The sequence below is a fragment of the Bacillus sp. HU-1818 genome, from assembly GCF_022695965.1.
GTDB classification, from domain to species: Bacteria; Bacillota; Bacilli; order Bacillales; family Bacillaceae; genus Bacillus; species Bacillus atrophaeus.
Genome location: NZ_JAAPBE010000001.1, coordinates 648,352 through 666,451, shown reverse-complemented (window position 1 = coordinate 666,451; position 18,100 = coordinate 648,352). Strand labels below are relative to the sequence as shown.

Below are 18,100 nucleotides of genomic sequence, written 5' to 3'. Positions count from 1 at the left end.
AATGGCATTAAAAGCACAAAATACAATTTCAGGTAAAGAAGGCCGCTTATTTCTCGATGGAGAAGAAATGGCGCACATTAAAACCTTTGAAGCAAACGTAGAGAAAAACAAATCTGAAGTCAACATTATGGGACGCCGTATGACAGGCCATAAAACAACAGGTGCAAACGGAACAGGCACAGCGACGTTTTACAAAGTCACATCAAAATTTGTGATTCTCATGATGGATTACGTGAAAAAAGGCAGTGATCCTTATTTTACCCTGCAAGCTGTGTTAGATGATAAATCTTCCGGAAGAGGCACGGAACGAGTCACGCTTTACGACGTAAACTTCGACTCCGCAAAAATCGCCAGCCTCGATGTAGATTCAGAAGCATTAGAGGAAGAAGTCCCGTTTACATTTGAAGATTTTGACGTACCGGAGAAGCTTGCAGATACTTTTTAATTGAATGGCTTTCAGATGAAAACAGATCTTCTGCTAAGAGGGTCTGTTTTTTTAAAAACATATAAAACTAACGATCAGAGGAGTTTTTAATATGAGCGAAAAAAACGAACAAGTATATGATCTCTCTTTCTTTATGCCTGGAAAAACAATTGAGGCAGAGGAAATAAAAGTGCCGATTTCAAAGCGTTTTGTAGATAAAAAAGGGAATATGGTGCCTTTCACTTTTAAAGCGATCACAACAGAGCGCATTGACGAATTGGAGAAGGAGAGCACAACCTATAAAAACGTTAAAGGTAAAGGGCGTGTAAAAGATTTAGACAGCCAGCGATTCTATGCGCGCATCGCGGTAGAATCTACGATTTACCCAGATTTCCGTTCCAAAGAGCTTAGAGAAGCGTACAAAACAGCTGATCCGGTAGAAGTAGCGAAGCGTATCCTTTCCGTCGGCGGTGAATATGCGAATTGGTTAAACAAAGCAATTGAGATTAATGGATTTGAAGATGAATTAGAGGATCTGGAAGAAGAAGTAAAAAACTAGTCAAGGATGGGCATAAAGAAGCCGTGTATCTCTATTATGCGATGCACGAGCTTCATTATTCTCCATCAGACTTATTAGAATTGTATGAAGCACCGAGACATTTCAAGGCACTTTTATACGGATTGATCAGCTATAAGCTGGATGTCCTTGAAAAACAAGCAAAGAAAGGAGGAGCATCGTAATTGGCAAAGCTGACAGCAAGATTTGAAATGGAAGACCGTGTAAGCAAAAAGTTAAGAAAGATACAAAATGGGTTTAGAGCGCTTGAAAAGTATAGAAAAATGGTGCAGCGAAAAAGCGCTATCGATATAAGAAAAGAAAGCAAAACTGCATTAAGGACAATTGACCGAATACAAAAATCAATAAAGAAGAAGCTTGGCGCTCAAATGATTTCCATTTCAGCTGAGGATAACGCCAGCACTGTCATTCAGCAGGTTCAAATTCAATTGCAGGGATTGCCGGCATCCGTATCTATTAAAATAGGCGCTAGTGATCAAGTAACAGAAAAATTCGAACGATTAAGAGAGCTCGTTGCGGGTTTTAAAGGCTCTACGATTATTCTGAGTGCGAAAGATCAAGTTTCGCCGGCTGTGCAAAAAATAAAGCGTTATATGGAAACCGCACTTGAAAATGGTTACTCTGTTACAATACGCGTGATTGATCACGTCATGAAAACAGTCGGCCGTATTTCAGCCGGTATTGGTGCCTTAACAGGAAAAGACAACAAATTGGAGCTAGCTATTAATGACAAGGTGTCAGATAAGCTGGATTCATTGCAGAAAAGAATTGACAGCATGGGAAGCTCAGGTTCACCCGATAAAGCAGCCCCTTCAGCTGGAGGAAATGCAGGTGATATTGCAAGCATGTTTGATCCAGAAACGATTTTGACAGCACTGGACAAATTTGCTGCATCATTCATGAAAAAAGTGGATGAAATCGCCACAAAATTCAGCCCGGAAACAATCTTAACAGAATTGGATAAATTTACAACATCGTTCATGAATAAGGTGGATGAAATCGCCACAAAATTCAGCCCGGAAACAATCTTGACAGAGCTGGACAAGTTCACAACATCATTTATGAGTAAGGTGGATGCGATTGCGACAAAATTCAGTCCAGAAACAATTCTGACACAGCTGGATAAGTTCACGACATCATTCATGAGTAAAGTGGATGCGATTGCAACAAAGTTCAGTCCGGAAACGCTTCTGGTACAGCTGGATAAGTTTACAACATCATTCATGGGAAAAGTGGATGTAATTGCGACAAAGTTCAGTCCGGAAACGCTTCTGGTACAGCTGGATAAGTTTACAACATCATTCATGGGAAAAGTGGATGCAATTGCGACAAAGTTCAGTCCAGAGACAATTTTGTCCCAGTTGGATAAGTTCACAACATCATTCATGGGAAAAGTGGATGCAATCGCAACGAAGTTCAGCCCGGAAACGCTTCTAAAACAGCTGGACAAATTTACAGGTTCATTTATGAAAAAAGTAGACGAAATCGCAAGTAAATTCAGCCCTGAAGCTATTTTTAAGCAGCTGGACAAATTTACAGAGTCCTTCATGAAAAAAGTAGATGATACCGTAAGCAAATTCAGTCCTGAAGCCATTTTTAAGCAGCTGGACAAATTTACAGGCTCATTTATGAAAAAAGTAGACGAAATCGCAAGTAAATTCAGCCCTGAAGCTATTTTTAAGCAGCTGGACAAATTTACAGAGTCCTTCATGAAAAAAGTAGATGATACCGTAAGCAAATTCAGCCCTGAAACTATTTTTAATGAACTGGATAAGTTTACAGATTCCTTTATGAAAAAAGTGGACGATGTTGTAAGTAAATTCAGCCCTGAAACCATTTTTAACGAACTGGACAAGTTTACAGACTCCTTTATGAAAAAAGTGGATGATATCGTGAGCAAATTCAGTCCGGACGCGATTCTCACTAAAGCAGAAGACTTTGTAACAAATATTGTTGACAAAATCTCTGAAAAATTCAATTTCCTCAACCCAGATAAAATCGCGAATAAAGCAGAAAAGTTTTTTGATAATATGGTCTCAAAAATCGCGAAAAAATTTGAGAAATTCAGCCCTGATAAAATTATTGAAAAAGTGGGAGAGTTTTTTGAAAAGATTATAAAAGGCATTGCTGAAAAACTGGGGAATCTGGATTTGGGAGGACTGCTTGGCGGCAAATCCAGCGGAAGCAAAGGCAAACAAAAAGCCTCAAAAGCCAATACAAATAACTCTACTTCAAACAACTCAAACCGCACTAAAAAACCTTCTATGAACCCAAAAGCGTCAGGTTCTAAATCGAAGAAGTCAGGCGGCAAATGGGGCGGGGCTTGCGGATGCTGCTGTGCCGGATTCAGCACAGGCAAAAGTAAAAAAGTCAAAAATAGAAACGGTTCATCAAACAAAGGCAATAAATCAAATCCTGTGAATACGCCTAAATCGGTAAAAGCAGCTAAAGGCGGATCAGGCAAAGGTTTATCAGGCCTTCTGAAAACATTGGGAGAATCAAAAGGTTTGAAGGGCGGACTGAAGGGCTTAAAAGGAGCCGCAAAAGGAATACCAGGATTAGGCGAAATTTTGTCTCTTACTGACTTAGCCGGAATCAATAAGGATAATGCCGGTGAAAAAGTAGGTTCAGCCGGCGGAGGTTTAGCCGGAGCAGCTGCCGGAGCGACTGTTGGAAGCGTTGTGCCGGGAGTTGGGACCGCTATTGGCGGTGTTGTAGGAGGAATTGCCGGCACTTTCGGCGGTGAAAGTTTAGGGAAGGCATTTGACGGTTCAGAAGTGAAGGAAAAACTAAATGATACGTTATTTGATGAAAAATGGTGGTCCGAAAAATGGTCAGGTATTAAGACGAATGCTAAGGATACTGTTAGTGGAATGGGAGATACGTGGTCTAATGTAAAAGACTCAGTCAAATCCACTCTGTTCAATAATGAGTGGTGGTCTGAAAAATGGGAAGGTACAAAAAGCTGGGCGAAAGACAAATGGGACAGTGCATCAACAGTTTGGGAATCAGTAAAAGGAAAGATGAAATCTACCTTATTTGATGAGAAATGGTGGTCTGGGAAATGGGAAGGTGTAAAAGGCTGGGCGAAGGATAAATGGGATAGTGCATCAACAGTTTGGGAATCAGTAAAAGGGAAAATGAAATCTACCTTATTTAATGAAAAATGGTGGTCTGGAAAGTGGGAAAGTGTAAAAGGCTGGTCAAAAGATAAATGGGATAAAGCAAAGTCAATATGGACAAATTTTAAAAGTTCTATTTCTGACACTCTTTTTAACAAAAAATGGTGGAGTGATAAGTGGTCCAGCGTTAAAGAATTAGGATCTAACATTTTAGGTGGAGTAAAAGAAGTTGGTGGTAAAGTAGCGTCAGGTGCGAAACAAGCTGCCAATAAAACATGGAACTTTGTAAAAAGCGGAGCAAATTATTTATTTGGGACTGAACAGAAAAAGACACAGAAACATGCCACAGGCGGCTACATCACCAAACCAACCATCTCATGGATCGGTGAAGCCGGCAAGGAATTCGTTATCCCAGTTGATAACAATCGAGGCAGAGGTAAAATGCTTCTTTCACAAGCGGCGTCTAAACTTGGTATGCAAGTCGTAGACAATATGGGAACCGCTTCGTCTTCTGCTGGAAGCCCGGTATCTGTTTCAAGAGGAGCAGCTGCCAGTCCGTTATCAGGATCGGCCTCTCCATCAATGGACACTGCAAATCTTACAGGCCAAGCGTCCACACTCGGACAGCAATTTTCAGAAGGCTTTGGTAAAGGCATCAGCAATCAGCCGGTCAAAATGGAAGACTGGAAAAAGAAAAACATTAATTCGCCATTTACACAAATGATTTCTTCTTCACCAAATTACGGAAAACAGATGGTAAGCAACTATGCTAAGGGGCAAAACGGCACAGCAACCGGAACAGATGGCTTCCTTCAGACGAAAGTCAAAACACCGTTCCAAGCTACTGTAAACAAATCTTCATCATGGGGAAGCAGTACAATCAAAGGGTTTGCTTCAGGACAAAATAGTTCGCAAACCGGTACTGATCAATATGTAAATACACATGTGAATAAGCCGTTTTTGCGATCTAAAGAATCATCAAACGGCTGGGGAACCGGTATGATCGGGAATTTTGTTTCAGGTATGACTTCAAAAGCAAGTGAAGTCCATGAGGCTGCCAAGGAACTGGCCAAAAAAGTTGAGAAGGCATTCCGGGAAGAGCTGGATATTCATTCGCCTTCTCGAGTTATGATGAGTCTTGGCCGCTTTGCCTCTGTCGGTGTTGTAAAAGGCCTGGATTCTGTCGATGTGAAAAAATACGCTGAAAAGCAAGCCGGTTCACTGGCTACTGCTTATTCCGGAATGGGAGCAGTGGGAGGAAATGTGAAACAGTGGCTTATGGCTGCAATGATGGCCACAAAGACACCATTGAGCTGGCTCTCGGGATTAATGACGATTGCACAGTATGAATCAGGGGGCAACCCGAACTCTATTAACCTGTGGGATAGCAACGCGAAGGCGGGAAATCCATCCCAAGGGCTCATGCAGACAATACCGACCACTTTTAATGCACATAAAGCACCGGGCATGGGTAACATCAGAAATCCGATTCACAATGCTGCTGCCGCGATCGGATATATTAAGAGCAGATACGGCTCAATTGACAATGTGCCTGGTATTAAAAGCTTGAGACGTGGCGGACCGTATGTTGGATATGCCAACGGCGGACTGATCACAAAAGAACAAATCGCCCGTGTCGGTGAAGGGAACAAGCGGGAATGGATTATTCCAGAGGAGCGGGGCATTCGCGGCCGCTACCTCCTTCAGAGAGCAGCCCAAGCTTTAGGAATGGAAGTAACAGATCCATCACAAACTCAGCAGTCTGAGCTTTCATCAGGACAAGTATCAGCAGCCGTCACATCCGGAGCCCGCCAAACGGTACAAACAGCCGGAACGAAAGAAATTAAGATTGAATTCAACGGCGACCAGCATTTCCATAACGGACAGGACGCCGACAGCTTAGCGGCTAAAATTAAGCAAGCATTACTAGATGAATTGCAAAAAGACATTAACACCGGAGCGAAAGGGGTCGTGGCTTTTGACTAAGTCTGTCTATGAATTTTGGATATCACAGGGGAAGGAAAAGCTGCGATTTCCTGTTTTACCTGAGGCGCTTGATGTATCAAACAGCGTGCAAAATGACTCAGTGACAATAACCGGCCTGGGTGAAATTACATTTATAGAGGAACTGGGAGCGAAAGAAATTTCGTTCTCTTCTTTTTTTCCTAAAACGTACAGCCCGATTTCCGAATATAAAAATATTCCATCACCAGAAAATGCGATTGCACAAATTGAAAAATGGATGAAGGCTAAAAAGCCTGTCCAATTTTTAATTACGGGAACAAAAATCAATATGACATGCAGTATTGAAAGCTTCAAATATAGTGAAGGTGACAATGAAATAGGTGATCGGGATTTTGACATTGTGTTGAAAGAATACAAAACCGCATCACCAAGAAAGATCAAACAAAAGAAAAAAACAAAAACAAAACGCCCGTCTAAAGCATCTCCTAAAACCTATACAGTGAAAAAAGGAGACACGCTTTGGGACCTCGCCGGAAAGTTTTACGGCAGCAGCACGAAATGGCGCAAGATTTGGAATGCCAATAAAACGGCTATGATTAAACGCAGCAAACGAAACATACGCCAGCCGGGACATTGGATTTTCCCGGGACAGAAATTGAAGATTCCGCAATGAAACAGGTGATGACAGATGATAGAACTATTCGTCATTAAAGAAACGGAATGGCTTGAGCTGGTGGCGGAAAGCGTCTCTCTTGAAGGACACAGATATCAGGCGCCGCGCTCCATTGAGGCGACCATTGTTACAAAACAAGGCAGCCAAACGTATTACAGTGTATCAGAGGGCGATACCGTTTTATTTAAATGGAAAGGCAAAGAACTTTTCAGGGGAATCGTCTTCGCAAGAACACCGGATGAGCATACACTGGCGTTCAGCGCTTATGATATGCTGCAATACTTGGTGAAAAACCAGGATGTTTATGTGTTTTCGAACCAGCGGGCCGACCAAATGATTAAGAGAATCGCCAATGATTTTCAAATCCCCGTCACAACGATCGCTAACACGGGCTATACCATCAAGTCTCTCGTATTTAAAAATGATACGAGTCTTTATGACATCATGCTGAAGGCTTTAAAGCAGACCAAGAGCCAGACCGGCCGCAATTATCAGCTTTATTCGGAAAAAGGAAAGCTTGGGCTGCGGGAATGGCCTGACCCGGCTGAAATCTGGGTGCTGGAAACTGGCGTTAATATTACGGGATACCAATACAGCACATCGATTAATGATACGGCGACACGAGTGGTGATGCGCCGCCAAAAGGATAATAAAACGTATAAAGCCACTGCCAAAGACAGCGCAGGTATGAGCAAATACGGCGTTCTTCAATATGTGGAGACGGTTTCTGACGACATCAACCAAGCCCAGCTTCAGCAGCGGGCTAAAGTGCGTCAGGCTGAAAAGAAAGGTGTCAAAAAAGAGCTGAAAAATATTCAGGCGATTGGCATTCCAGATCTGCAGAGCGGCTTGCCGGTGTATATTTCAATCCCGGAGGCAGGGGTTAAGAAAACGTATTGGGTTGATTCTGACAGGCATGAGTTTAAAGGAACAAAACATACGATGACCATTGATGTGGTTGAAAAAAATACGCTTCCGGAAGGGGCTTCGTGATGAAATTAAGTGACGCCATTAAACAGTTAGCTGTAGGCGCCGTTCATGCTGAGTCACCGGTTGAACTGATGCCGGCTGAAGTGGTTTCCGCTGCCCCTGTCGAAATCAAACTGAAAGAAAACAGCAAGCTGATCATTCCGGCAGATTTACTGATCATTCCCAAACGGATGCAGGATGGAGGAGACGATGCGCTTACTGCCGGTGAATATGTGATGATAGCGGCCTTGAGCGGCGGGCAATCGTTTTTTATCATGGATAAAATTTAGATTCCGGCTTTCGATTGTGTTTTGAAAAGCTCCGTCGTATCATTTGATGAAAAGGGGGAGTCTTTTTGGACATCAATCGTTTGGACCATTTGGTGTTAACCGTAAAAAACATTCAAAGAACATGTGATTTTTATAACCAAGTGCTGGGCATGAAGGTGATCACATTTGGAGAAGGCAGAAAAGCGCTGCAGTTCGGGGAGCAAAAGATCAACCTGCATGAAGCCGAAAATGAATTCGACCCAAAAGCTAAGGCGCCGACCCCGGGTTCAGCGGACCTCTGCTTTATCACCGAGACGGCAGTGCATGAAGTCATTCAGCATGTAACCAGCTGCCATATTCCATTAGAAGAAGGGCCTGTCAAAAGAACAGGCGTTTTGGGGGAAATCACCTCTATCTATATAAGAGATCCGGATGGGAATTTAATAGAGATTTCCAACTATTGATCAGCCTGTAATCAAAAGGCCCCTTCGACATTTGAAGGGTCTTTTTTTAATTGAACCAATTCATAAAGGAGTGGGCATCATGGCCCTTACACCGGAAGTTGATTTTGAAGACATTGAAGACGGCGTCGAGGCCATTGAAACCTCGCGAACCTATTACATTGATTTTGATAACGGCCATATTACAAACGAACTGATAACGGGACTCGAAGCGATCAGGCAATTTGTCTATATCGCGCTGCACACGGAGCGTTACTCATATTCTGTCTTCAGCCATGATCTCGGAAACGAGCTTCAAGAGGTTCTTTCGGACAGCGAAACGACCGAGGCTTACAAGAAAATGGAGATCCCGAGACTTATTGAAGAAGCGTTGATTTATGATGACCGTATTTCTGCCGTCACAGATTTTGATATTGAGAAAAAAGATGATGCGTTTTTTGTCTCGTTTATCGTCGAAACCGATGAAGGAAAGCTTGAAATCGAGGAGGTGATTGGCGAAGATGTTTGAAGATCAGACATTTGAAGAGATTATGGAGCGGATGCTTTCGCGCATTTCCGCTGATATTGATACGAGGGAAGGCAGCGTTATTTACAACGCATTAGCACCTGCGGCGGCTGAACTCGCAAAATCATATATTTGGCTTGATACCGTATTAGAATTAGTATTTTCAGATACAGCACAAGGAGAATTTCTGGACCGGCGGGCAACGGAAGCGGGCATTGAAAGATTAGCAGCGACAAAGGCTGTCAGGGCGGGAGAATTCACACCGGGTATTACAATTCCTACGGGCTCCCGGTTTTTCACGGATAATCTCTATTTTCAATATACAGCAGATGGGACACTTGAATGTGAAACGGCAGGGGAAGCCGGCAACGCTAATATTTCCGGGCAGAATCTTTTGTCTCTTGATACGATCCCGGGTCTTGAGAAAGCGATTGTGAAGGATATTTTAATCCCCGGCCGAGAAGAAGAGCGAGATGACAGTTTACGAGACCGATATTTTACACGCGTTCGCCGTGAGGCTGTCAGTGCCAATAAGCAGCACTATAAGCAATGGGCGGAAGAAGTGGACGGCGTGGGAAAAGCGAAAATATTCCCTCTTTGGAACGGGGAAGGCACGGTGAAGATTGTCATAACCAATGCCACTCTTGAACCTGCTTCCGAAATTTTAGTCAAAAAAGTAAAAGATGCGATTGATCCCAAAGAGGGTCAGGGGGAAGGAGAAGCGCCCATCGGTGCATTTGTCACAGTGGAAAGCGCCGTGTGGAAAGAAGTTGAAATTTCTGCGGAAGTCCTGCCGGAGCTGAATCGTTCGATCGAAGACGTAAAAGCTGACATCGAAGCGGGCGTTTTACAGCTCTTTAAGAAAATGGCATTTGAAGACAATGTGATCCGTCTTTCACAAATCAATAATATCGTTTATAACGCTTCATCGGTCAGTGATTATTCAGACATTAAAATCAATGGGCTGGCTGAAAATTTAGTGCTGAACGATGTTGAAATACCAAAACTCGGGCAGGTGAATATCATTGAGCAAACTCGATGAAATGAGTGCGTACCTTCCTTCATTTTTAACTAGGTTAAAGGAAATGAAGGAATTGCTGCAGACGGAGGCGCCTGAGTTTGAAAAACAAAATAATAGTATATTCGAGGTCACAGACCAGCTGTTTGTATCCACGGCGACCTGGGGGCTGGAACGCTGGGAAAGAATTTTGGATGTACCGCGGGAATCAGGCGACACTTATGAAATCAGACGGTTACGGCTGATTTCCAAAATGTCGAACATCCCGCCTGTTACGTATAGAGCCATTGAACAGGCGCTAAACCGATTTTTGAAACATCCGTCCGCCCGTGTCAGGCTCCTGCCAAACCAGTACCATTTTAATGTTGACATTAATATTGATGACCTTCAGCATATAGGCGAATTGATTGAAACGCTCGAGAATATGAAACCCGCCCATTTGGACTACACTCTCCGGGCTGGTTTTAACGAACCGCTGCAGATAAAAGATACGGTCATCTTCAATCATCGCAGGTACCGGACGGCCAGTGAACTGAGGGTCGGTTATTCCGTAACCCTTAATAATAACGAGGTGGTCTTAACATGATTACAAAAACATACAGAGAACGAACCGCTGCCGATTTAAAGAACAGAATTCAAAAAGTTTTGCTCAATGGGCAGGAAACAAAAATAGTCGAACTCTCTATAAAAGGGGCAACGGTGACGGTTCTCACACAGCGGGAAGAAGATATCAAACATATTAACCAAGTCCAAATTTTTGATGAAGCGGATAACGTGATCACAGAACGAAGCACAGATTTAGACGTCAGCGACAATAGAACGCTAGACTTCCGATTTACTTTTGAGGTGGTGTAAACATGGCTTACGAAGAAAAAACAGACTGGCTCCCGGATGATCCGATCAATGAAGATGACGTGAATCGCTGGGAGAAAGGAATCAAGGACGCGCATACAGACCTGGCTGCCCATAAAAATGATATGAATAATCCGCACAACACAACGAAAGCGCAAATCGGGCTTGGCAACGTGGATGATGTGCAGCAGGCATCGAAAATTGAATTTAATAATCATGATAACGATTCTACCCGTCATATTACATCCACAGAGCGCACTAACTGGAACGCCAAGGAAACGACCGCAGGAGCACAAAAAAAGGCTGATGCAGCTGAGAAAAATGCAAAAGCATACACAGATCAACATAGAAATGATACGAATAATCCGCACTCTGTAACAAAAGATCAAATCGGCCTTGGTAAAGTGACCAATGATAAACAAGCAACTAAATCAGAATTTGACGCCCATAATAATGATCAAATCAGACATATTTCTGACTCGGAACGTACCAAATGGAACGGGGCTCAACTAACTAAGTTGACAAGTGATGGAGGAAAAAGAATAAAAATACCTGATGGAACCGATATACTTTCATTGCCTACGGGGTTTTATTACGCACTTGGAAAAGCACTATTAAACAATCCGATTGAAGGAGATTCAGCTTGGTATAACTATGATGTTATCGAAGGTGAGGAAGGCAGAAAATCAATAGTGGCTTATCAAAGCTGGGGAGTCACAATGTGGATTGGGATGGTTCATACGAACGGGGAGTTTAGAGGATGGAAACAGGTTGCCACAACTGATTTATTAGATTCAGCGAATAATGATTTAAAATCTCATGTGAACAATAAAACGGTTCACATCACCGCGGATGAACGAAGTAAATGGAACGGCAGTCAGCTTTTTAAAATAACTGCTGATAATGGCACACAAAGAATAAACCTTAATTTCGGCTCTTTTTATGAATCTCTAAAAGACGTTGGCTCTGTTTCTTTTTATGGTACAAATGCCGTTACTGATAATCCGTCGGCAACAAGTTTGCGCGGTATGCAATTAGTCGGACAGCCCGGAATAGGTATTGGTTATGCAGTTGATGTAAGCGGTAATGCATGGTGGTTCTATTATAATGCGAATCAAACTGAGATCAATTGGTTCCCGATTGAGTCTGCAAATACCGCTCAAATGAGGATAGAAAAAGCTGTCTCTGATGCTAAAGACTATACCGACTCTAATTTTTCAAACGAAAAGTTAATGGTTCTCCCGATTGCCTCGGGAATTGAAGATGCGAGAACAGCAGGTACTGAATATCCATTTGGCATTACCTTAATGAAAATATATGATAATAACCAAACTGGTTATCCATTAGGTTATGGTCTAATTAAAAATGAAAAATGGAATAACGCCCGATTCACTCAATATTTTTATGGGAACGCAGATTCGCGAAACGGAAAAAATTATTTAACAGGCACTTGGATTCGCCATTGGTGGCTTGAATCAGGATGGACACCATGGGAAAAAATTTCTGGTTTTGTCCATGCAAATATAGGAACAACAGGTCGCCAAACATTAAAAAAGGCCGAGCAAAATAAAATTCTATATAACAGAGTGATTATAGACAGTCATGATGCATTTGATATTTCCAACAATAGATTTATCGCTCCAAATGATGGAATGTACTTGATAGGCGGCGGCGCATATGTAGAGACAATTGCGACCTACACTAATTTAGAATTACAAGTCTTTAGAAATGGGGGTTTTTACAAAAGTGTGCGGCAATTCCGAAATAGTGATGGGCAAAATACCGACTCCAGGGATCTTACGATTTCTTGCGGGGGAGTAACAGTTCCGCTAAAAAAAGGAGATTATGTGGAATTATATATATATTGCGGTTATTCGGGTGATGTAACAAGGTATATCGGTGATAAGAATGGACAATACAATTATTTCGATATTGCTGAAATAGGCGGCAAAGTCTATTAATAGAATAATAGAGGTGAACATGAATGATGTTATATGACGCCATAATGTATAAATACCCAGGTGCAGAGGTAATGAGGGATTTTAAATTGCGAAACGAAGGCGGCGATTCTTATATAGCTGAATGGAACATCCGCGCCCCCATCCCAACAAAAGAAGACTTGCAAGCCTGGTGGGAAGAATTGCAGCAAAATCCGCCATATGAGCCTCCGGACCAGCTTGAATTGCTCTCACAGCAATTGTCTCAAGAAAAATTGGCCCGTAAGCAGCTTGAGGAGCTGAATGAAACATTGGGAAGCGAATTGTCAGGAATAAAGCTTGAGCTTCTCTCGTTGAAAGGAGATGTTTCTGAATGAATTATTGGGTGCTTGCCTTTTATTATAAATGGGCCACGGCTGATATGGTCAAGCAAGCGATGCGATACAATGATTGTTCCATTGAGGACTTAGCAGAAGGAGTCAACAAAAAATTAATCACGCCTGACCAATATAAAGAAATCACCGGTAAAGCCATTTAAAGGCTTTTTTATTTTGCCTTTGAAAGGAGGTGAATGATCGAAAACCGAACGAAACGAATAAAAAAGGAGGCTGAACATGACGCAATATCGTTACGAATTCCCCGCTGATCGAACAGGAAAAGCAGGAGCGGTAAAACCGTACAGGGGAGAAAAAACAGATTTTGTAACACCTGTATCAAATCTGTCAGGTGTGGCGGAGCTTTTGACCAATGCCGCGTTAAAAGCAACTGAAGCGTATAGCCAGTATGGCCAAGATCGTCTGGGCGCGGTCTTGATTTCAAAAATAAAAGGATGGGCGTATTCCGATCGCGGCGGCACACTGTATGTGGAAGAAAGTGATAATAACCATTCCTGGTCCACTACAGCTTCGGCTGACATCGGGCCCGGCGTACTCACAACAACTGAATGGGTATACCTAACCAAAAGATATTACCGTTTCCGTTATGTAAACGGAAACTTACAGCAGTCTGAGTTTGTTTTATATCAATCCGTCGGAGCGGGAGAAGTGGATGTTCATATTACTGAAGCAGCCCCTTTGCCGATTACGTTTGAAGCCGCTAATACAACTGAAGAGGGGCGGCTGAAGGTAGAGGGAGCTCAAGCCAGCACCAAAGATTTTGTTTTTCATGAAAACGCTGAGAATGCCGGAGTAGGAGCGGTCCTGACTGTAGGAACGTATAAAAAGCTGCTGGTGGAAATATACGGTACAGCGGAGAAAAGCGAAGTGAACTTTTGGGGAAGATCCTTTTCAGGAGCCAATCTTCCAATCCAAGGCAAGAAAACAGATAATGGTGAAATGTCCGGCAGCACATCAGGAAAAGCAGAAGCATGGATTTTCGATATGACAGGTTATAAAGAAATCGTTATGGAAATAGCGGAAATAAACGGCGGCAGCCTGTCTGTCAAAGGAACGGCCGTTTCCTGACATTACAACTACCCTTAGGTTACGGCCGGCCCTCAGAGAGGAGGTGCAATCGAGTGTAAAGGAGGCTTAAAAAATGTTAAATGAAGACGCGCCTTTTGATATAAACGCGTTTCAAAAAGAATGTACGGACATAAAGAGCGATCATAGGGCGCTGGAGCAGAGAGTATCCGTATTGGAACGATCATCTGACCGCCAAGATCAGCAGATTATGACCCTGAATGAAAAATTGAATAAAATTGAAGAAAATACCACTTGGATTAAGCGCACCATCACAGGGGCAATCGTTACCGCGATCTGCACCGGCATCATCGGAGGCGCTATCGGCATTATGTATAATTTGCTGCAAAAATAAGGAGGAGCCACATTGAAAACATATGATAAAGGCACGGTCATCAGGACGGTGCTTCTTTTGCTTGCCTTAGTAAACCAAACGCTGCTGATGTTTGGCAAATCGCCTTTAGATATCAGCGAGGAACAAGTGAATCAGCTGGCAGACACATTTTATGCCGCGGGGTCTGTCTTGTTTACGGTTGTCACAACACTTGCCGCTTGGTTTAAAAACAATTATGTAACAGAAAAAGGAAAGCGGCAGCAATCTTTATTAAAACAAAACAATTTAACAAAATAAGGAGAGATACAAATGGTTAACATTATCCAAGATTTTATTCCCGTAGGTGCCAATAATCGTCCGGGTTATGCAATGACACCGATTTATATTACAGTTCACAATACGGCAAACACCTCCGTCGGAGCCAATGCCGAAATGCACGCCCGTTATGTGAAAAATCCGGATACACCGACAAGCTGGCATTTTACGGTTGATGATAAGGAAATTTATCAGCATTTGCCGCTGAATGAAAACGGCTGGCATGCTGGAGACGGCAACGGAAGCGGAAACCGCCAATCTATTGGAATTGAAATTTGCGAAAATGCCGATGGGAATTTTCAACTGGCGACCGCAAACGCCCAATGGCTGATCAAAACATTAATGGCATCGCACAGCATTACGCTTGCAAATGTCGTGCCGCACAAGCATTGGTCCGGCAAAGAATGCCCGAGAAAGCTGTTGGATACATGGGAACAATTTAAAGCGGGAATCGGCGGCGGAGGCGTTCAAACGTATACTGTCCAAAAAGGCGACACACTCTCAGCGATCGCAAGAAAATTTGGTGTAAGTGTGGCAGATTTACAGAAGTGGAACAATATTCAGGACCCAAACCTGATTCGAGTCGGACAAGTGCTAATCGTCAGCGCCCCTGCACAAGCTGTAGAGCCGGAAGCATATCCGCTTCCTGATGGCATTTTGCAGCTGACAACTCCTTATACATCGGGGGAAAAAGTGTACCAGGTTCAAAATGCGCTGGCAGCACTTTATTTTTACCCTGATAAAGGGGCAGTAAACAATGGGATAGATGGCATTTACGGACCAAAAACGGCAAACGCGGTCTCCCGTTTTCAATCTGTTAACGGGTTGACGGTTGACGGCATTTACGGACCGGCCACAAAAGCGAAAATCGCTGCCCAGTTATCCTAACCATAAAAAGAGTCCGAAACGCATTTGCTTTCGGACTTCTTCAGCAAAATAGAAATCCCGGATCACCCCGGGATTTTATTTTTTCTTCTTCAATCTCTTTAGGATTCCGATACTCCGCTCCTTCATTTTAAGCGAATATCCCGACAGTCCGAACTTTCCATAATCTATGAATTTCACACGCCGTACAATTTTTTTCACATCATCACCTTGACTATCCTCTGATTGCTCCTATTATATGTCACAGACGGAGAAAAGGAATAAGGACAAGAGCCGTTTCCCTTGTCCTTTAGTGTGATCATGCTTTTTTTCTTTTATACTCGTCAATCAGCCGCTCATTTTCTTTGAAAATTCTTGCCGTGTGGGGACTGACCTGATAGCTTGCGACGCTGGTGGTCGATCTCTTTTTTAATATCTTAAACGGTTTAGCCGCGCGGGGCGAATGATCGTTTTGAAAAGCACGTTCCATTATCCGTCACCTTCCTCCTCAATTGGCAGCACCAAATCGTAAATGCTAGTTAATGACGTGAACAGCAGATAATCAAATTCTGTTACAATGCTGTCTGACGCCAGCTTGATGACGTAGCTGCGCGTCTGGACAGTAAAAGGGATGAGTGCCAGCTTCCCGTGCTGATCATAGTATACATCTTTTCGATCCAGCCGGCTCTGCACCTCAAATGCATCATCCATATGCTCGGTTAAGCGGTCTTTTTCAAGCTGTGTCGAATATTCACACAGCGAAGCCGTTAAGTTCATTTTGTCGGCATAGGTTTTGAGCAGCTTGTCGATGCCCTCAGCGTATGCTTCTATACTTCCATAATAAACATGGATCGGTTCATTTTTCAATAGGTATTGGTACGTTTTTAATTTATCAAGATAAACGTGGAGCATTTCATTGTTTTCTTCAAGGATTTCCCTTGTGTCGGTTTCTAATTCATTGCCGGCAAGTTTCTTTACGTAAGCGCTCAAAAAGATAAAGGCGTCAATCAAAGCAAAGCTGACAGCGACAATCAAATAATTCGTCCATTCCCTGAAAAGGGAAGAGGGGTCATACGTCCAGTATACCATGGCGCCGATGACAAAGATCAAATACCACGTTTTCCGGATCGCAAACATTTTTTCTTTCACCTTTGCTTCAAACCGCCACACCGTATATACGTATAAGCCTAATGCGGCCATTATACACCAAACCATAATCTGAAAGAATAAAAGCATGTGTATCCCTCACATCCGAATAAGTTCTGCCTATATTCATTCTATGGATATGTCTGGATTTCCTGTCACATGAAAAAAACCGCCCCTCAGAGAGGAAACGGTTTTGCATTAGAATATCATATTTAAAATAAAGTAGGCGATTGCGCCGAGTGTGCCGGAAATCGGCAGCGTAATGACCCAAGTAATCAGCATGCGTTTTGCAGTGCCCCAGTTCACGCCTTTCACACGGTGAGACGCGCCGACACCAAGTATGGAAGAAGAAATAACGTGTGTCGTGCTGACAGGCAAGTGAATAAATGTTGCTCCGAAAATAATGGCTGCCCCTGTTAAATCAGCAGAAACGCCGTTGACCGGACGAATCTTCATAATTTTGCCGCCGACGGTTTTAATGATTTTCCAGCCGCCGATGGAAGTACCGAGACCCATTGCAGTAGCACACGCAAATTGCACCCAATGCGGGATGTCATCTGTAGTATGTAAATTTCCGGCGATAAGGGCCATCGTAATGATACCCATCGCTTTTTGGGCGTCATTCGTTCCATGTGTGTATGACTGGACAGCGGCCGTTAAAATCTGCACTCTGCGAAAGCGTTTGTTCGTTTTCGCCAAATTGCTGTCTTTAAAGATCAGCTTCACAATGCTGTAGATAATAAAACCTAAAACAAAGGCGATGATCGGGGAAAGGATCAAAGCTTCGATAATTTTGACAAACCCTTTATAGTTAAGCGAACTGAACCCTGAAGAAGCAATCGCCGCTCCGGCAATCGCGCCGATAATCGCGTGAGATGAGCTGCTCGGAATGCCGTAATACCAAGTGAGAAGATTCCAAGTAATCGCCGCACTCAAGGCAGCCAAAATGACAACCGAACCGTTTTCAAGTGTGAACGGGTCCACGATGTCTTTCGTAATCGTTTTCGCAACGCCTGTGAAAGTCATCGCGCCCACAAAGTTCATAATCGCGGCCATAATGATGGCGTGACGCGGTTTTAGCGCTTTAGTGGAAACGGAGGTTGCAATTGCGTTCGCTGTATCGTGAAACCCATTAATGAAATCAAACGCCAAAGCGAAAATGACAATTAATATCGTTAAAATAAATAAAATATCCATTATTACCCCTCG

Annotated in this window: 23 protein-coding genes; 19 read left to right on the top strand and 4 right to left on the bottom strand. The window is 43.1% G+C overall.

Annotated elements, in window-relative coordinates:
• Nucleotide 1 precedes the first annotated feature (1 nt).
• From GXP75_RS03150 to GXP75_RS03060, 19 genes are all read left to right on the top strand, one after another.
• Nucleotides 2-445 carry a phage tail tube protein gene (locus tag GXP75_RS03150; RefSeq protein ID WP_010788341.1) on the top strand — a complete coding sequence of 148 codons (444 nt, stop codon included), beginning with the start codon at nt 2-4 and terminating at the stop codon, nt 443-445.
• Nucleotides 446-536: 91 nt separating this feature from the next.
• A complete protein-coding gene (locus GXP75_RS03145; protein WP_094231846.1) occupies nt 537-983 on the top strand; it encodes a phage tail assembly chaperone in 447 nt (148 codons plus the stop codon).
• Between the two features lie 41 nt (nt 984-1,024).
• Complete coding sequence (locus GXP75_RS03140; protein WP_094231847.1) at nt 1,025-1,165, top strand: hypothetical protein; 141 nt, start codon at nt 1,025-1,027, stop codon at nt 1,163-1,165.
• Nucleotides 1,166-6,109, top strand: coding sequence for a transglycosylase SLT domain-containing protein (locus GXP75_RS03135; protein ID WP_242556110.1), 4,944 nt, complete (start codon nt 1,166-1,168; stop codon nt 6,107-6,109). It abuts the gene before it with no gap.
• Nucleotides 6,102-6,761: a LysM peptidoglycan-binding domain-containing protein gene (locus GXP75_RS03130; RefSeq protein WP_242556109.1), complete on the top strand. Its 660-nt coding sequence runs from the start codon at nt 6,102-6,104 to the stop codon at nt 6,759-6,761. The genes GXP75_RS03135 and GXP75_RS03130 overlap by 8 nt, the downstream gene beginning before the upstream one ends.
• Nucleotides 6,762-6,776: 15 nt before the next feature.
• Nucleotides 6,777-7,754 carry an XkdQ/YqbQ family protein gene (locus GXP75_RS03125; protein WP_242556108.1) on the top strand — a complete coding sequence of 326 codons (978 nt, stop codon included), beginning with the start codon at nt 6,777-6,779 and terminating at the stop codon, nt 7,752-7,754.
• Nucleotides 7,754-8,020, top strand: coding sequence for a DUF2577 family protein (locus GXP75_RS03120; RefSeq protein ID WP_106045174.1), 267 nt, complete (start codon nt 7,754-7,756; stop codon nt 8,018-8,020). The genes GXP75_RS03125 and GXP75_RS03120 overlap by 1 nt, the downstream gene beginning before the upstream one ends.
• A 65-nt stretch (nt 8,021-8,085) precedes the next feature.
• On the top strand, nt 8,086-8,463 hold the full coding sequence (locus GXP75_RS03115; protein ID WP_214915188.1) for a VOC family protein: 378 nt from the start codon (nt 8,086-8,088) through the stop codon (nt 8,461-8,463).
• A gap of 79 nt (nt 8,464-8,542) precedes the next feature.
• Nucleotides 8,543-8,968: a DUF2634 domain-containing protein gene (locus GXP75_RS03110; RefSeq protein ID WP_242556107.1), complete on the top strand. Its 426-nt coding sequence runs from the start codon at nt 8,543-8,545 to the stop codon at nt 8,966-8,968.
• The gene (locus GXP75_RS03105; protein WP_150223553.1) at nt 8,961-10,007 is read left to right on the top strand and encodes a baseplate J/gp47 family protein; all 1,047 of its coding nucleotides are present in this window, start codon (nt 8,961-8,963) and stop codon (nt 10,005-10,007) included. The genes GXP75_RS03110 and GXP75_RS03105 overlap by 8 nt, the downstream gene beginning before the upstream one ends.
• On the top strand, nt 9,991-10,569 hold the full coding sequence (locus GXP75_RS03100; RefSeq protein WP_214915182.1) for a YmfQ family protein: 579 nt from the start codon (nt 9,991-9,993) through the stop codon (nt 10,567-10,569). The genes GXP75_RS03105 and GXP75_RS03100 overlap by 17 nt, the downstream gene beginning before the upstream one ends.
• Nucleotides 10,566-10,838, top strand: coding sequence for a hypothetical protein (locus GXP75_RS03095; RefSeq protein ID WP_061571314.1), 273 nt, complete (start codon nt 10,566-10,568; stop codon nt 10,836-10,838). The genes GXP75_RS03100 and GXP75_RS03095 overlap by 4 nt, the downstream gene beginning before the upstream one ends.
• Nucleotides 10,839-10,840: 2 nt before the next feature.
• On the top strand, nt 10,841-12,796 hold the full coding sequence (locus GXP75_RS03090; RefSeq protein WP_214915179.1) for a complement C1q domain-containing protein: 1,956 nt from the start codon (nt 10,841-10,843) through the stop codon (nt 12,794-12,796).
• 23 nt (nt 12,797-12,819) lie between these two features.
• A complete protein-coding gene (locus tag GXP75_RS03085) occupies nt 12,820-13,149 on the top strand; it encodes an XkdW family protein (protein WP_242556106.1) in 330 nt (109 codons plus the stop codon).
• A complete protein-coding gene (locus tag GXP75_RS03080) occupies nt 13,146-13,310 on the top strand; it encodes an XkdX family protein (RefSeq protein WP_061571316.1) in 165 nt (54 codons plus the stop codon). The genes GXP75_RS03085 and GXP75_RS03080 overlap by 4 nt, the downstream gene beginning before the upstream one ends.
• Nucleotides 13,311-13,386: 76 nt before the next feature.
• A complete protein-coding gene (gene xepA / locus GXP75_RS03075) occupies nt 13,387-14,235 on the top strand; it encodes a phage-like element PBSX protein XepA (RefSeq protein ID WP_214915165.1) in 849 nt (282 codons plus the stop codon).
• A 73-nt stretch (nt 14,236-14,308) separates the two neighbouring features.
• A complete protein-coding gene (locus GXP75_RS03070) occupies nt 14,309-14,587 on the top strand; it encodes a hemolysin XhlA family protein (protein ID WP_061571318.1) in 279 nt (92 codons plus the stop codon).
• 12 nt (nt 14,588-14,599) lie between these two features.
• On the top strand, nt 14,600-14,863 hold the full coding sequence (locus GXP75_RS03065) for a phage holin (protein WP_003327426.1): 264 nt from the start codon (nt 14,600-14,602) through the stop codon (nt 14,861-14,863).
• Nucleotides 14,864-14,875: 12 nt separating this feature from the next.
• Nucleotides 14,876-15,769, top strand: coding sequence for an N-acetylmuramoyl-L-alanine amidase (locus GXP75_RS03060; protein ID WP_061571319.1), 894 nt, complete (start codon nt 14,876-14,878; stop codon nt 15,767-15,769).
• Nucleotides 15,770-15,844: 75 nt separating this feature from the next.
• Here GXP75_RS03060 and GXP75_RS03055 read toward each other — a convergent pair whose 3' ends face one another.
• From GXP75_RS03055 to GXP75_RS03040, 4 genes are all read right to left on the bottom strand, one after another.
• Complete coding sequence (locus tag GXP75_RS03055; RefSeq protein ID WP_010788356.1) at nt 15,845-15,967, bottom strand: hypothetical protein; 123 nt, start codon at nt 15,965-15,967, stop codon at nt 15,845-15,847.
• A 97-nt stretch (nt 15,968-16,064) separates the two neighbouring features.
• Entirely contained in the window at nt 16,065-16,235 is a 171-nt protein-coding gene (gene spoIISB, locus GXP75_RS03050; protein WP_010788357.1) for a three component toxin-antitoxin-antitoxin system antitoxin SpoIISB, read from the bottom strand.
• A complete protein-coding gene (locus tag GXP75_RS03045; protein WP_214915161.1) occupies nt 16,235-16,981 on the bottom strand; it encodes a type II toxin-antitoxin system SpoIISA family toxin in 747 nt (248 codons plus the stop codon). The genes spoIISB and GXP75_RS03045 overlap by 1 nt, the downstream gene beginning before the upstream one ends.
• A gap of 108 nt (nt 16,982-17,089) precedes the next feature.
• Entirely contained in the window at nt 17,090-18,088 is a 999-nt protein-coding gene (locus GXP75_RS03040) for an inorganic phosphate transporter (protein ID WP_214915158.1), read from the bottom strand.
• Between the last annotated feature and the right edge of the window lie 12 nt (nt 18,089-18,100).